Origin of the sequence: Pseudogemmobacter humi (assembly GCF_900609055.1) — a bacterium.
Lineage (GTDB): Bacteria > Pseudomonadota > Alphaproteobacteria > Rhodobacterales > Rhodobacteraceae > Pseudogemmobacter > Pseudogemmobacter humi.
In genome coordinates, this window is the sequence record NZ_UXAW01000033.1 from 146832 (window position 1) to 160394 (window position 13563).

A 13563-nucleotide genomic window follows, 5' to 3' on the forward strand; every position below is an offset into this window, starting at 1 on the left:
AAGGACCAGAATGGCGCGCAAACCCGCCCCACCCTCGGCAGAACACCGGATGCGCGGCTTTGAGCCCGCCTTCGCGCTGATGGCGAAACAGCTGCGCGGCGCGGGCGAGGCGCGGGGGTTCGCGGTCGCCCGGCTGATGACCCACTGGGCCGAAACCGTGGGCGAGGATCTGGCGCGCATCACCCGCCCGGTGAAGATCGGCTACGGGCGCGAGGGGATGGGCGGAACGCTGTCGCTTCTTGTCCGGGGCGCCCATGCGCCCATGGTCGAGATGCAGAAGGAGCGCATCCGCGAGAAGGTCAACGCGCTTTACGGCTACAACGCCATCTCGCGCATCCATCTGACCCAGACCGCCGCCGAAGGGTTCGCCGAGGCGCAGACCCCCTTCACCGCCGCGCCGCCCGCGCCCGATCCGCAGGCAGAGGCCCGGATCGCGACCGCCGCCTCGGAACGGGCCGAAGGGGTGAGCGACCCCGGCCTGCGCGCTGCGCTTGAGCGGCTGGCGCAAAACATATTATCCCGCCCCGACAGGAAATGAGGACGAAGAGATGACCAGTATCAACCGCCGGGCCCTGATCGCGCTGGCCGCCGCCGTGGCCGCCGCCCCGGCCTGGGCCGAAGAGGCCGCCCCCGGCGAAGCCGCCGCGGCGCCCGCGCCCGCGCCGGTGGATTTCACCCTGGGCGACGAGAACGCCCCGGTGAAGATCATCGAATATGCCAGCTACACCTGCCCGCATTGCGCGAATTTCCACGAGACGGTCTTCAAGCCGCTCAAGGCGGAATATATCGACACCGGCAAGGTGCATTTCACCCTGCGCGAGGTTTATTTCGACCGTTACGGCTTCTGGGCGGCGCTGGTTGCGCGCTGCGGCGAGGGCAAGCGCTACGGGGCGATCTCGGACATGATCTTCTCGCGGCAGCGCGACTGGATGAACTCGGACGATCCGGCCGCGGTGATGGAGAACCTGCGCGTGATCGGCATTTCCGCCGGGCTGACCCGCGAGGAGATCGCGGTCTGCGAACAGGATACCGCCCATGGCGACGCGCTGCTCGCCCGGTTCGAGACGCATATGAAGACCGATCAGATCAAAGGAACGCCCGCGATCCTCGTCGATGGCGAGCTGATCGGCAATCCGGCCTGGGCCGATCTGAAGGCGATGATCGACAGCAAGCTCGGGGGCTGAGATGGCCGCACCGCTGGAAGGGATCCGTGTCATCGAGCTGGCGCGGATCCTTGCCGGGCCATGGGCCGGGCAGACGCTCGCCGATCTGGGCGCCGAGGTGATCAAGGTCGAGGCGCCCGAGGGCGACGACACCCGCCGCTGGGGCCCTCCGTTCATCACCCATCAGGGCGAAAAGACCGCCGCTTATTTCCATTGCTGCAACCGCGGCAAGAAAAGCGTGACCTGCGATTTCCGCAGCCCCGAGGGCCAGGAACAGGTCCGCCGGCTGGTGGCGGGCGCCGATGTGGTGATCGAGAATTTCAAGCTCGGCGGGCTGGCGAAATACGGGCTGGATTACGAATCCCTGCGTCAGGTGAACCCGGGGCTGATCTATTGCTCGATCACCGGCTTCGGCCAGACCGGCCCCTATGCGCATCGCGCGGGCTATGATTTCATCATCCAGGGCATGGCCGGCCTGATGAGCGTGACCGGCCCCGCAGACGGCCAGCCGCAGAAGGTGGGCGTGGCGGTGACCGATGTGTTCACCGGGATCTACGCTTCGAACGCGATCCTCGCGGCGATCATCCGGCGCGGGCGCACCGGCCAGGGCCAGCATATCGACATGGCGCTGATGGATGTGGCGACCAGCATCATGGCGAACCAGGCGCTGAACTATCTGGCGACCGGCACCGCGCCGCAGAAGATGGGCAACGCGCATCCCAACCTCGCGCCCTACGCGGTGTTCGACTGTTCCGATGGCTGGCTGATCCTCGCGGTCGGCAACGACGGGCAGTTCCGCAAACTCTGCACCCTGCTCGACCTTGCGGAAATGGCCGACGACCCCAGCTTCCGTACCAATGCCGACCGGGTGAGCAACCGCGAGACGATGACCGAACGGCTGACCGCCGCGACCCGCCGCATGACCAAAGCCGAGCTTCTCGCCGCCTGCGAGGCGCAAGGCGTGCCCGCCGGTCCGATCAATGACATGGCCGAGGTCTTCGCCGATCCGCAGACCATCGCCCGCGGCATGCGGATCGCGCCCGATGGCGTGCCCGGCGTGCGCAGCCCGATGACCTTCTCCGAGGCGGAGCTTTCGCTCGACCGCCCCTCGCCGCGGCTCGGCGAACATCAGGCGGAGATCTTCGGCTCTCCGTCCTGAGGGTCGTGCCCCCGGCCGGCGCCGGATGCCTCCGGCGGGGGTATTTGGATCAGGATGAAAATGCTTTCACCCTGACGAAAATACCCCGGGGGAGTCGCGGAACGCGACGGGGGCAGCGCCCCCTTCGCCGCCGGTCACCCGCGCAAACGGTCCATCACCCGCACCAGCGCCTCGGAGATGCCGGGCTCGGAGAGCGCATGGCCCGCCAGCGGCACCATGTTGATCCGCGCGCGGTCCCAGCCCTCGGCCAGCTTCCAGGCCGACAAGGGCGGGCAGACCATATCGTAACGGCCCTGGACGATCTCGGCCGGGATATGTTCGATCCGGGCGCGGTTTTTCAGGATCCAGCCGTCCTCTTCCAGGAACCCGCCGTTGATGAAATAATGGTTCTCCAGCCGCGAGAACGCCCGGGCATATTCCGCCGGGCTTTCGCCGAACATCCCGTCGTTGTGGATCGAGGCCAGCGCATTCTCCCATTGCGCCCAGATCCGGCCGAAGCGGATTTCCTCGCCGCGGTCGCCCGAGAACAGCCGCCGGTGATAGGCGAGAATCAGATCGCCGCGCTCGGTCTCGGGGATCGGGCCGGTGAACCGCGCCCAGAGGTCGGGGAAGAACGCACCTGCTCCGCCGCCGTAGAACCAGTCGAGTTCCGCTCGGGTCATCAGGAACACGCCGCGCAGGATCAGATGCGAGACCCGCCCGGGATGGGTAATCGCATAGATCAGCGCCAGCGTCGCGCCCCAGCTTCCGCCGAAGGCGATGAAGCGGTCGATCCCCAGCTCCTGCCGGATCCGCTCGGCATCGGCCACCAGATGCCAGGTTGTGTTCGCCGTCACCTCGGCATGGGGTTTCGAGCGCCCGCAGCCGCGCTGATCGAACAGCACCACCCGGTAATGCGCCGGATCGAAATAGCGCCGCATCGCCGGACTGCATCCGCCGCCCGGTCCGCCGTGAAACAGCATCACCGGCTGGCCGTCGGGCCGGCCGCATTGCTCGACCCAAACCTGATGGCCGTCGCCCATATCCATCAGGCGCTGGTCGAAAGGCTCGACCGGCGGGTATAGATAGTCCGAGGCGCGTTTTTGACCTGATCTCTGATCCATCGCACCTGTATAACCCGGGCGAAAGCCAAAGTCGAACGAGGACAATGCCATGGAGAGCGCTCCGGCGACCGGAACCACCACCATCGACCCGGCCGAGGTCGCCAAATTCCAGGCCATGGCCGAGGAATGGTGGGATCCGAACGGCAAGTTCCGCCCGTTGCATCAGATGAACCCCTGCCGGCTGGATTACATCACCGCCCAGATCGCCGCCGAGTTCGGCCGCGACCTGACCGCGGCGCAGCCGCTCAAAGGGCTGCGTCTGCTCGACATCGGTTGCGGCGGCGGGCTTTTGTCCGAGCCGATGGCGCGGCTCGGCGCCGATGTGCTGGGCGCCGATGCGGCCGAACGCAACATCCCGGTGGCGCGGCTGCATGCCGGGCAATCGGGGCTGGCGATCGACTACCGCCATACCACCGCCGAGGCGCTGGCCGAAGCGGGAGAGCAGTTCGACGTGGTTCTGAACATGGAAGTGGTCGAGCATGTCGCCGATCCCCTGGCTTACCTTACCGCCTGCCGGCGCCTCCTGAAGCCCGGCGGGCTGATGATCTGCTCGACCCTGAACCGCAATGCGAAAAGCTTCGCGCTGGCCATCGTCGGCGCCGAATGGGTGATGCGCTGGCTGCCCAAAGGCACCCACGACTGGAAGAAATTCATCACCCCCGACGAGCTTTACGACCTGATCCGCCGCGCGGGCCTTAGCCCGGTGGACCGCAAGGGGATGGTGTTCAACCCCATCTCCTGGCGGTGGAGCCTTTCCGCGCGCGATCTTTCGGTGAATTATGTGACGGCGAGTGTGAAACGGTGAAATCCTTGCTCTTCTGGCTGCTTCTTCCCCTGTTCCTGGCTTGGGCGGCCACCGCGCTCTGGGTGCAGTTCCCCGGCGCCCGCGCGCCCGCGCTCGGCGCGCTGGTCGTCGCGGTGGCGGTGGTGGTCTGGCTGCGGCTCGGCCCGGGCTGGGGCTGGACCGGGCTCGCGGTGCTGGTTCTGTGTCTGTCGGGCTGGTATTTCAGCCTGGTGCCCCGCCAGGACCGGGACTGGGCGCCCGATGTCTCGCGCATCGTGCGCGGCGAGGTCGCGGGCGATATCGTCACGCTGGAAAACGTCCGTGCCTTCCGCTGGATCGACGCCGACACCGCCGATGAGGCCTGGACCAGCCGCCGCGTCGATCTGACGAAGATCGAGGGCGCCGATATGATCACCTCGGTCTGGGGCAATCCGCTGATCGCGCATCTCCTGGTCAGCTTCCGCTTCACCGACGCACCGCCGGTGACCTTCTCGGTCGAGATCCGCCGCGAGAAGGGCGAGAAATTCTCAGCCCTCGGCGGCTTTTTCCGCCAGTTCGAACTGGCGCTGATCGCCGCGGATGAGGACGACATCGTGCAATGGCGCGCGGTGCCCCGGGCCGAGGAGGTGCGGCTCTATCCGCTGACCCTGACGCCCGATCAGGCGCGGCAGGTGTTTTTGCAATATGTCGACCTGGGCAACGATCTGAACCGCAAACCGCGCTGGTATAATACGCTGACCTCGAACTGCACCACCGTGGTCTGGCAGCTTTCCAAAGTGCTGTCCCCGGATCTGCCGCTGGACCCGAGCCTGTTGCTCTCGGGCCGGTTGCCGGAATATCTGGACAAATTCGGCGCGCTGGCGGGCGAGGGGACGCTGGCCGAGAAGCGCGGGCGGGCGCTGATTTCGGCCCGCGCCCGGGCGATGCCGCCGGGCGAGGACTTCGCCGCCTGGATCCGTCCGTGACATCCGCGCGTTGACCTGCGGTTGCGCTGCCCGCGCAGCCGTAGGATGGTGACGGCATGACGGATTTTCTGCGCAAGGCCTGGCGGTTCGTATCCGCCGTATTGGAGCGGGTGAGTGACGGGCATTTCGGCCTCGTCGCCGCCGGAGTGGCGTTCTACGCGATGTTCGCGGTGTTTCCCGGCATTGCCGCGGTGGTGGCGATCTGGGGGATCATGGCCGATCCGGTGGTGATCGCCGGCTATCTGGGCGTGGTGGAGCGCTTTCTGCCGCCCGACGCCAGCGATCTGGTGCATGACCAGGTGATGGGCCTCGTCGAGGCGCCGCGCGCGACTTTGGGCGGCGCGACCATCGTCTCGCTGCTGATCGCGCTTTATTCGGCGCGCAACGGGGTTTCGGCGCTGGTGCAGGGGCTGGATGTGGTGCATCGCGCCGATCCGCGCGGCTGGTTGCGCGGGGTGGCGCGCGATTTCGTGCTGACCTTCGCGCTGATCGCCGCGCTGATCGCGGCGCTGGCCACGGTGGTGATCGTGCCGGTGCTGCTTTCCTACGTTCCGCTGGATGAGGTGGCGCCGCGGCTGACGCGGTTTCTGCCCTGGGCGGGGATGTTCCTGCTGGTGCTGACCTTCCTGTCGGTCCTTTACCGCTACGGGCCGAATGTGGCGCGGGGCGAGCGGTCGCAGTGGCTCTCGGTAGGGGTGTTGTTCGCCGCCTTCGCCTGGGCGGGGGTGTCGATGGGATTCTCGCTCTATCTGGAGAATTTCAACAGCTACAATCGGATCTACGGCTCGATCGGGGCGGCGGTGATCCTGATGATGTGGCTTTACCTCTCGGTCTGGGCGATCCTCGCGGGTGGGGCGATCAATGCCGAACTGGACCACCGCCGCCGCATCCGGCGCCAGATGGGCCGGCTGGCCTGAGACCCGGCCGCCGCAAGAAGGGGGCCGTGCCCCCGTCTTCGCAGGCGAAGACTCCCCCGGGGTATTTCCGTCAGGGTGAATGGGCTTTCATCCTGATATAAATACCCCCCGCTCGGAGAGCATCCGGCGCCAGCCGGATTTGGAGCGGATCAGTTGCTTTCTGCCGCGAGAATGCCCGCGAGGCCGGCGCGGTAATCGGGGTAGCGCAATTCGATGCCGAGTTCCGTCTTGATCAGGTCGTTCCTGACCCGGCGGCATTCCTCGTAGAAGCTGCGGGCGAGGGGGGGGAGTTTCGCTTCCTCGAAGGGAATCGCGGGCGGTTCGGGCAGCCCGAGCCGCGCGGCGGCATGGCTGAGCACTTCGGCAGCCGGGGAGGGCAGGTCGTCGCAGAGGTTGTAGACCGCGCCGGGGCGGGGTTTCGCCATCGAGGCCAGCAGCACCTGCACGATGTCCTCGACATGGATGCGGGAGAAGACCTGGCCTTCCTTGAGGATGCGCCGGGCGCTGCCGTTCCGGATCTTCTCGAACGGGCCGCGGCCGGGGCCGTAGATCCCGGCGAGGCGGAAGACATGCACCGGCAGGCCCGAGTCGAGCCATGCCCGTTCGGCCATCACCCGGTCGCCCGAGCGCGCGCGGGCCGGGACGGGGGGCGTGGATTCGTCGACCCAGTCGCCCCGGGTGTCGCCATAGACGCCGGTGGTGGAGAGATAGCCCATCCATTCCGGCCGGGCCTTCAGGATCCCGGGGCAGAGCGTCAGGAACGGATCGCGCCCCTCTGTCGGGCTGGCGGAATGCAGGATATGGGTGGCGCGCGCCAGCGCCGGGGCCAGATCGGCGCCGTGTTCGGGGTGCCAGAGCAGCGGCTCGACCCCTTCGGCGGCCAGGGCTTCGGCTTTGGCGGGATCGCGGGTGGTGCCGATCACCGCCCAGCCCTTATCGCTGAGGTGGCGGGCGAGGGCCCGGGCGCAGTAGCCGTGGCCAAGGGAAAGCAGGGTTTTCATGGCCGGGACTATCGCCTTGCGCAGATGCGGGCGCAAGGTGGCGGCGCGTTTGTCATCGCGACTTCACTTGCGTGGTGGGCGGGGTTCGGGCTTTACTCGGGGCGACCATCGGCCCCGGCGCGGCCGCGCGCCAGAACATGCAGGAAGACGTGTCGATCCTTTATCCCGATCACCCCGCCCCCGAGTTTTTTCATGACGCCGAGGCGGCTGTCGAGCGTCTGGAACAGCTTTACCGTGCGGCGACCGGCCATCTGGTCGGGCATTTCCGCGAGGCGCTGGCCGGGGGGCGTCCGGGGCAGCGGATCCGCGCCTGCTACCCCGAAATCCGGCTGGAGGTCGACAGTTTCAGCAAGGTGGATTCGCGGCTGTCCTTCGGCCATGTCGCGCAGCCCGGGATCTATTCGACCACCGTCACCCGGCCCGATCTGTTCCGCAAATATCTGATCCAGCAGATCGGATTGCTGATCCGCAGCCATGGAGTGCCGGTCGGGATCGGGCCGTCGGCCACGCCGGTTCCGGTGCATTTCGCAGTGGCGGCCTGCCCGGATCTGGCGATCCCACAGGAGGGCGCGCTGGATTTTCCGCTGCGCGATGTGTTCGACGTGCCGGATCTGGCCACCACCAACGACGATATCGTCAACGGCACGCTTGCCCGTTTCCCCGACGGCTCGATGCCGCTGGCGCCTTTTACCGCGCAAAGGGTGGATTACAGCCTGGCGCGGCTGTCGCATTACACCGCGACCGATCCGTCGCATTTCCAGAACCATGTGCTGTTCACCAACTACCAGTTCTATGTCGACGAATTCGAGGCTTGCGCCCGGGCGGCGCTGGACGATCCGGCCCTGGGTTACAGCTCTTTCGTGGCGACGGGGAACCAGGAGATCACCACGGGCGACGGGCGGATCCTGGTGCCGGAAAAGCTGCCGCAGATGCCGACCTATCACCTGAAACGCCCCGACGGGCAGGGGATCACGCTGGTGAACATCGGTGTGGGCCCGTCGAACGCCAAGACCGCGACCGACCATATCGCCGTGCTGCGCCCGCATGCCTGGCTGATGGTCGGCCATTGCGCGGGGCTGAGGAACACCCAGGCGCTTGGCGATTTCGTGCTGGCCCATGCCTATCTGCGTGAGGATCATGTGCTGGACGACGATCTGCCGGTCTGGGTGCCGATCCCGGCGCTGGCCGAGATCCAGATCGCGCTGGAAGATGCGGTCGAAGAGGTCACTCAGCTTGAAGGCTACGAGCTGAAGCGGATCATGCGCACCGGCACTGTCGCCACGATCGACAACCGCAACTGGGAGCTGCGCGACCAGTCCGGCCCGGTGCGGCGGCTGTCGCAGTCGCGCGCGGTGGCGCTGGATATGGAATCGGCGACCATCGCGGCGAACGGCTTTCGCTTCCGGGTGCCTTACGGCACGCTCCTGTGTGTGTCCGACAAGCCGCTGCATGGCGAGCTGAAGCTGCCCGGGATGGCGTCCGAGTTCTACCGCACCCAGGTCAGCCGCCATCTTCAGATCGGCATCCGCGCGATGGAGCTGTTGCGGGAAACCCCGCTGGAGCGCATCCACAGCCGCAAATTGCGCAGTTTCGAGGAAACCGCCTTCCTGTGATCTGCCGCGGGGCACGATTTCTTTGAAGAAATCGTGCCGGAGCCTTCAAAGGCTCCGGGCCGGAGTTTTTGAAAACTCCGGCGGGGGACCGCGTTTTTCCGTTAAAAACCGCTCAATCCGCGCGGCAGATGACGAGAGGGGGTTGATTTCGTCCTGAAATCCAGGTGACTGAGCGATGACCCTGAAAAGGGGCCGTTCGCGCCCGACGCGGACAGAAGGACATGCGGAACGAAATACAGGAGACAACAATGTCCAAGCCGATGACCAAGACCCAGCTGGTGGCCGCCGTGGCCGAAGAGATGGGCGCCGACAAGAAAACCGCCTCGGCCGCGCTGGACGCGATCGCCGCGGTCGTCGCCAAGGAAGTCACCGCGGGCGGCGCGGTTACCCTGCCGGGCCTCGGCAAGGTCGCCTGCAAAGAGCGCCCCGAGCGTCAGGTCCGCAACCCCGCCACCGGCGAGACCATGACCAAGGCCGCAGACAAGCAGGTGAAATTCGCCATCGCCAAGGCGCTGAAGGATCTGGTCAACGGCTGATCCTGCCGCGCTTTCTACAGGATACGGGCCGCCTTCGGGCGGCCCTGTTCGTTTCAGCCGCGTTTTTGCGCCAGCCGCGCCGTCCAGATCCCGGCCAGCACGATCACTCCGCCCACGGCCTGCCAGGGCGTCAGGGCCTCGCCCAGCACCGCCCAGGCCAGCAGTGCCGCCACCACCGGCTGCAACAGCAGCGTCAGCGACGAGAAGGTCGCCGGCAGCCAGGCCAAAGCCCAGGCGATCAGGCTCTGTCCGCCGGCCTGGCTGAGCCATGACAGGCCGAACAGCACCAGCCAGCCCGCCAGCGTCCAGGGCAGCAGCGCGCCGCCATCGGCCAGCGCAAAGGGCAGCACTGCCAGCGCGGCGGCGGCAGTGCTCCACAGCATGATCACCGACGCGGCGAAAGTCTCGCGCACCCGGGTCAGGATCACCAGATAGGCGGCGTAAAGCGCTGCCGCGAAGATCGCCACCGCATCCCCCGCCAGATGCCCGTCGCCAAGCGCCGCCGGCCCGCCCTTCAGCACCACCACACCCAGAAGGGTCAGCACCAGCGCGAACAGGAACAGCCGCCCCGGCGGACGGCGCAGGATCAGCCAGCTGTAAAGCGCGACGAAGACCGGCGCCATGTTCACCAGCAGCGTAGAATTCGCCACCGAGGTCATATGCAGCGAGATGTGCCAGGCCATCAGTTCGGTGCCCAGGATCAGCCCCGGCAGGCTGACCAGCCAGATCTGACGCAGCCCACGCGGTTTCGCCTCGCCCCCGGCCCCCGGGCGGCGCGCAAGGAAGAACAGCGGCACCAGCGCCAGCGCCAGTCTCCAGAAGGCGGTGGGCACCGCGCCCACCTCGGACAGCCGCACGAAGACCGGCGAGGCGCCGATCACCATGCCGCCAAGGATCAGGGCGGCGAGCGCGGGCTTCGACTGGCCGGAAAGCGTGGGCGGCATGGCGGTATCCTGTTCTGCTGCCGCCTTCTTAGCCGTCCTGCGCGGCGGGCGCATCAGCCTTCACTCGGCCCAGTCCCGGTCGGTGGTGAAGGCGATGGTCAGCCAGCGATGCGGGCTCTCGCCGCCGAGATCCTCGCCGATGCGGTCGCGGATCGCGTCCCAGTCCTCCAGCGGACGCGGCGGCTGGCCGCGCGGCACGATGAAGAACAGCTCGATCTGGGTGCCGCGCCCGACGCGGGCCACATAGGCGCGATGCGACAGGAAACCGTGCCGCGCCACCGCCTCTGTGGCCACCCGGTCCACCCGTTCCTTCAGATCGGCGGGCGTGACCAGCAGGATCTCGGCCAGCGCCCGGCGCACCATCGGCACCGGCACCGGCAGCACGACAAGGCAGACCAGCGCCAGCACGCCCGGGTCGATATAGGGGCTGATCCAGGCCCAGGCGGTGCCCTGCACCAGCCAGCCCGCGATGAAGGCGATCAGCAGCGCCCCGGTCATCGCCGCCGAGATCGCCCAGCCGGTCACGTCGATGGCGATCAGCCCCGAGTGCAGCCGCCGGTTCACCCGCCGCATGAACAGGGCCATGCCGGTCGCCACCGCCAGCGTGACCACCGCATAGACGATGGCCAGGCCGAAGGCGAGATCGCGCCCGCCCTTCATCAGGCTGTCGATGGCGGTGATCAGCGCGTAAGAGGCCGAGCCGAGCAGCAGCATCCCGCTCAGCCCGACCACGATGGGCTCCAGATGCCAGAAACCCATGGTGAACCGCTCGACCAGCCGGCCCTCTTTGCTCTGCCGGGTGGAAACGGCGATCAGCCGCGCCACCAGCAGCATCAAAAGCGCGGTGGTGGTGTCCAGCAGCGAATAGATCCCGTCGAAGATGATCGCCCCCGAGCGGGTGGCGAGGCCGAAGCCGATGCCGAACAGGGCCAGCGCGAAAGTGGCGATGGCCGAGAGTCTGATCGCGCCCTGTTCCTGGATCATGCGGTCTCCTTTTCGGCCAGCATGGCGGCATGGGGCGCGGCTGTCGAGGGTTCCGGCCGCGCGGGCCCCGGGTTAGGCTGCGGCAGGAGGGCCGGGCGATGGATCTTTTCGACGGGCTGGAGCCGCCTCAGGGCGGGCGCGAACAGATGGCGCCCGGCGCGGTGCTGCTGCGCGGCCGCGCTTCGGGCTGCGGTGCGGCGCTGCTGGACGTTATCGCGGGCATCGCGGCAGAGGCGCCGTTTCGCCGGATGGTGACGCCGGGCGGTTTCACCATGTCGGTCGCTATGACGAATTGCGGCGCCGCCGGATGGGTGACAGACCGCAGGGGCTATCGCTACGCGGCGCAGGATCCGCAGACCGGCAGGCCCTGGCCCGCGATGCCCGACGTTTTCGCCAGGCTGGCGCAGGAGGCCGCGGCAGAGGCGGGTTATCCCGGCTTTCGCCCCGATGTCTGCCTGATCAACCGTTACGAGCCCGGCGCGAAGATGGCGCTGCATCAGGACAAGGACGAGCGCGATTTCGCCAGCCCCATCGTCTCGGTCTCGCTCGGCCTGCCGGCGGTGTTCCGCTTCGGCGGCGCGCGCCGCGCGGATCCGGTGGTGAAATATCCGCTGCGCCACGGCGATGTGGTGGTCTGGGGGGGCGAATCGCGGCTCTGGTTCCACGGGATCGACGCGCTGAAACCCGGCGCGCATCCGCTGGCCGGGCCGGTGCGGTTCAATCTGACCTTCCGCAAGGCGCTGTAGGATTTGACAGCAAGAAGCGGAGCGACCCCGCGCCCGTCCGCTCCTATACTGGCGGGGTGAAGGAGGCGAAGACGATGGACACGCTGATCGAAGACCCGCGCTGGCAGGCGGTGATCGCGCGCGACGCAAGCGCGGATTTCGTCTATGCGGTGAAGACCACCGGGGTCTATTGCCGCCCGTCCTGCCCCTCGCGGCGGGCGAAACCGGCGAATGTGCGGTTCTTCGACGATGCCGCCGCCGCGCGGGAAGCGGGCTTCCGCCCCTGCCTGCGCTGCAACCCGGACGGGCCGTCGCTCACCGAGGCCAATACCGCATTGGTGGCCGAGGCCTGCCGCCTGATTGCGGAGGCCGGAGAGCCTCCGGCGCTGGCGGAAATCGCCGCGAAGATCGGGCTCAGCCCCTGGTATTTCCACCGGCTGTTCCGGGCGCAGACCGGGCTGACGCCCCGGGCCTGGGCGGCGGCGAACCGCGCGCAGAGGCTGCGCGAGGGGCTGGTGGCGGCCGGGAATGTGACCGGCGCGATCCATGAGGCAGGCTTCGGCTCGAACAGCCGGTTCTACGAGAAGGCGGACGGCATGCTGGGAATGACGGCGCGGAATTTCCGCCGGGGCGGGCAGGGCGAGGTGATCCGCTTCGCCATCGGCCAGTGCTCGCTCGGCGCGATCCTGGTGGCGCAGAGCGCGCGCGGGATCTGCGCGATCACTTTGGGCGACGATCCGGCGGCGCTGCTCGGCGATCTGGAGGACCGCTTTCCGCAGGCCGGACTGGTCGGCGGCGACCGGGAGTTCGAGGCGCTGGTCGCGCAGGTGGTGGGCCTGGTCGAGGCGCCGCGGATCGGGCTCGACCTGCCGCTCGACATCCGCGGCACCGCGTTTCAGGAGCGGGTCTGGCAGGCTTTGCGTCAGGTGCCCCCGGGCGCCACGGTGACTTACGCCGAACTCGCGCAGCGCATCGGCGCGCCCAAAGCGGTGCGGGCGGTGGCGGGGGCCTGCGCGGCCAATCCGCTGGCGGTGGCGATCCCTTGCCATCGGGTGATCCGCAGCACCGGCGCGCTGTCGGGCTACCGCTGGGGGGTGGAGCGCAAGCAGGCGCTCCTGGACCGCGAGGCATGAGGCTGACGCTTTGCCGCGTCGAGACGCCCCTGGGCGGGCTCTTGCTGGCGTCCGACGCCGGGGGGCGGCTTCATGCCTGCGAGTTTGCCGATTGTGAGGACCGGCTGCATCTCTTGCTGACCCGCCGGCTGGGGCAATGGGTGCTGGTGCCTGGCGAGGCGTCCGATGCCGCCCGGGCTCTTGGTGCTTATTTCGCGGGCGATCTGACGGCGGTGGATGCGCTGCCGCTGGTGCTGTCGGGCACCGATTTCCAGAACCGGGCCTGGACGGCCTTGCGCGCCATCCCGCCGGGGCAGGTGCGGAGTTACGGCGAACAGGCGGCGCGGCTTGGCCATCCGCGCGGCGCGCGGGCGGTGGGGCTGGCCAACAGCCTGAACCCGTTCGAGATCATCCTGCCCTGTCACCGGCTGGTCGGTCGCTCCGGTGCGCTGACCGGCTATGCCGGCGGCCTTGCGCGCAAACGCTGGCTGCTGGATCACGAGGCCGCCCATAGCGGCGGCAGGTGACCCCCCCGCCCGTGGACGGGGGGGGGTGGT

At 68.0% G+C, this 13563-nt stretch carries 15 protein-coding genes; 11 read left to right on the plus strand and 4 right to left on the minus strand.

Annotated features, from left to right (window positions below):
* Positions 1-10 precede the first annotated feature (10 nt).
* From XINFAN_RS02470 to XINFAN_RS02480, 3 genes are read left to right on the plus strand one after another with little or no spacing between them, the layout of a single operon-like run.
* Positions 11-538 (plus strand): DUF721 domain-containing protein, encoded by a 528-nt coding sequence (locus XINFAN_RS02470; protein ID WP_124084907.1) that lies wholly within the window; start codon positions 11-13, stop codon positions 536-538.
* A gap of 10 nt (positions 539-548) precedes the next feature.
* Complete coding sequence (locus XINFAN_RS02475) at positions 549-1184, plus strand: DsbA family protein (protein WP_233352101.1); 636 nt, start codon at positions 549-551, stop codon at positions 1182-1184.
* A gap of 1 nt (position 1185) precedes the next feature.
* On the plus strand, positions 1186-2322 hold the full coding sequence (locus tag XINFAN_RS02480) for a CaiB/BaiF CoA transferase family protein (RefSeq protein ID WP_124084908.1): 1137 nt from the start codon (positions 1186-1188) through the stop codon (positions 2320-2322).
* 134 nt (positions 2323-2456) lie between these two features.
* On the opposite strand, the gene pip is transcribed toward XINFAN_RS02480, so the two are convergent.
* Positions 2457-3425, minus strand: coding sequence for a prolyl aminopeptidase (gene pip, locus XINFAN_RS02485; protein WP_124084909.1), 969 nt, complete (start codon positions 3423-3425; stop codon positions 2457-2459).
* 49 nt (positions 3426-3474) lie between these two features.
* Here pip and ubiG point away from each other — a divergent pair, with 49 nt between their 5' ends.
* The 3 genes from ubiG to XINFAN_RS02500 are packed head-to-tail and all read left to right on the plus strand — an operon-like array spanning position 3475 to position 6091.
* The gene (gene ubiG / locus XINFAN_RS02490) at positions 3475-4230 is read left to right on the plus strand and encodes a bifunctional 2-polyprenyl-6-hydroxyphenol methylase/3-demethylubiquinol 3-O-methyltransferase UbiG (protein WP_124084910.1); all 756 of its coding nucleotides are present in this window, start codon (positions 3475-3477) and stop codon (positions 4228-4230) included.
* Positions 4231-4235: 5 nt separating this feature from the next.
* Positions 4236-5174 carry an Lnb N-terminal periplasmic domain-containing protein gene (locus XINFAN_RS02495; protein WP_435530837.1) on the plus strand — a complete coding sequence of 313 codons (939 nt, stop codon included), beginning with the start codon at positions 4236-4238 and terminating at the stop codon, positions 5172-5174.
* A 56-nt stretch (positions 5175-5230) separates the two neighbouring features.
* Positions 5231-6091, plus strand: a complete 861-nt coding sequence (locus tag XINFAN_RS02500; protein ID WP_124084912.1) for a YihY/virulence factor BrkB family protein — start codon at positions 5231-5233, stop codon at positions 6089-6091.
* 149 nt (positions 6092-6240) lie between these two features.
* Here the strand turns inward: XINFAN_RS02500 and XINFAN_RS02505 are convergent, their stop codons facing one another.
* Positions 6241-7092: an SDR family oxidoreductase gene (locus tag XINFAN_RS02505; protein ID WP_124084913.1), complete on the minus strand. Its 852-nt coding sequence runs from the start codon at positions 7090-7092 to the stop codon at positions 6241-6243.
* Between the two features lie 137 nt (positions 7093-7229).
* On the opposite strand from XINFAN_RS02505, the gene XINFAN_RS02510 reads away from it, so the two are divergent.
* On the plus strand, positions 7230-8705 hold the full coding sequence (locus XINFAN_RS02510) for an AMP nucleosidase (protein WP_124084914.1): 1476 nt from the start codon (positions 7230-7232) through the stop codon (positions 8703-8705).
* A gap of 248 nt (positions 8706-8953) precedes the next feature.
* Positions 8954-9241: an HU family DNA-binding protein gene (locus XINFAN_RS02515; RefSeq protein ID WP_124084915.1), complete on the plus strand. Its 288-nt coding sequence runs from the start codon at positions 8954-8956 to the stop codon at positions 9239-9241.
* A gap of 53 nt (positions 9242-9294) precedes the next feature.
* On the opposite strand, the gene XINFAN_RS02520 is transcribed toward XINFAN_RS02515, so the two are convergent.
* Both XINFAN_RS02520 and XINFAN_RS02525 read right to left on the minus strand, forming a co-directional pair.
* Positions 9295-10185 (minus strand): DMT family transporter, encoded by an 891-nt coding sequence (locus tag XINFAN_RS02520; RefSeq protein WP_124084916.1) that lies wholly within the window; start codon positions 10183-10185, stop codon positions 9295-9297.
* Positions 10186-10245: 60 nt separating this feature from the next.
* Positions 10246-11169, minus strand: coding sequence for a cation diffusion facilitator family transporter (locus XINFAN_RS02525; protein WP_124084917.1), 924 nt, complete (start codon positions 11167-11169; stop codon positions 10246-10248).
* A gap of 98 nt (positions 11170-11267) precedes the next feature.
* Here XINFAN_RS02525 and alkB point away from each other — a divergent pair, with 98 nt between their 5' ends.
* The 3 genes from alkB (at position 11268) to XINFAN_RS02540 (ending at position 13533) form a co-directional block, all read left to right on the plus strand.
* Complete coding sequence (gene alkB / locus XINFAN_RS02530; RefSeq protein WP_124084918.1) at positions 11268-11915, plus strand: DNA oxidative demethylase AlkB; 648 nt, start codon at positions 11268-11270, stop codon at positions 11913-11915.
* 74 nt (positions 11916-11989) lie between these two features.
* The gene (ada, locus tag XINFAN_RS02535; RefSeq protein WP_124084919.1) at positions 11990-13027 is read left to right on the plus strand and encodes a bifunctional DNA-binding transcriptional regulator/O6-methylguanine-DNA methyltransferase Ada; all 1038 of its coding nucleotides are present in this window, start codon (positions 11990-11992) and stop codon (positions 13025-13027) included.
* Entirely contained in the window at positions 13024-13533 is a 510-nt protein-coding gene (locus XINFAN_RS02540) for a methylated-DNA--[protein]-cysteine S-methyltransferase (protein ID WP_124084920.1), read from the plus strand. Before ada ends, XINFAN_RS02540 begins: the two co-directional genes overlap by 4 nt.
* Positions 13534-13563: the final 30 nt, after the last annotated feature.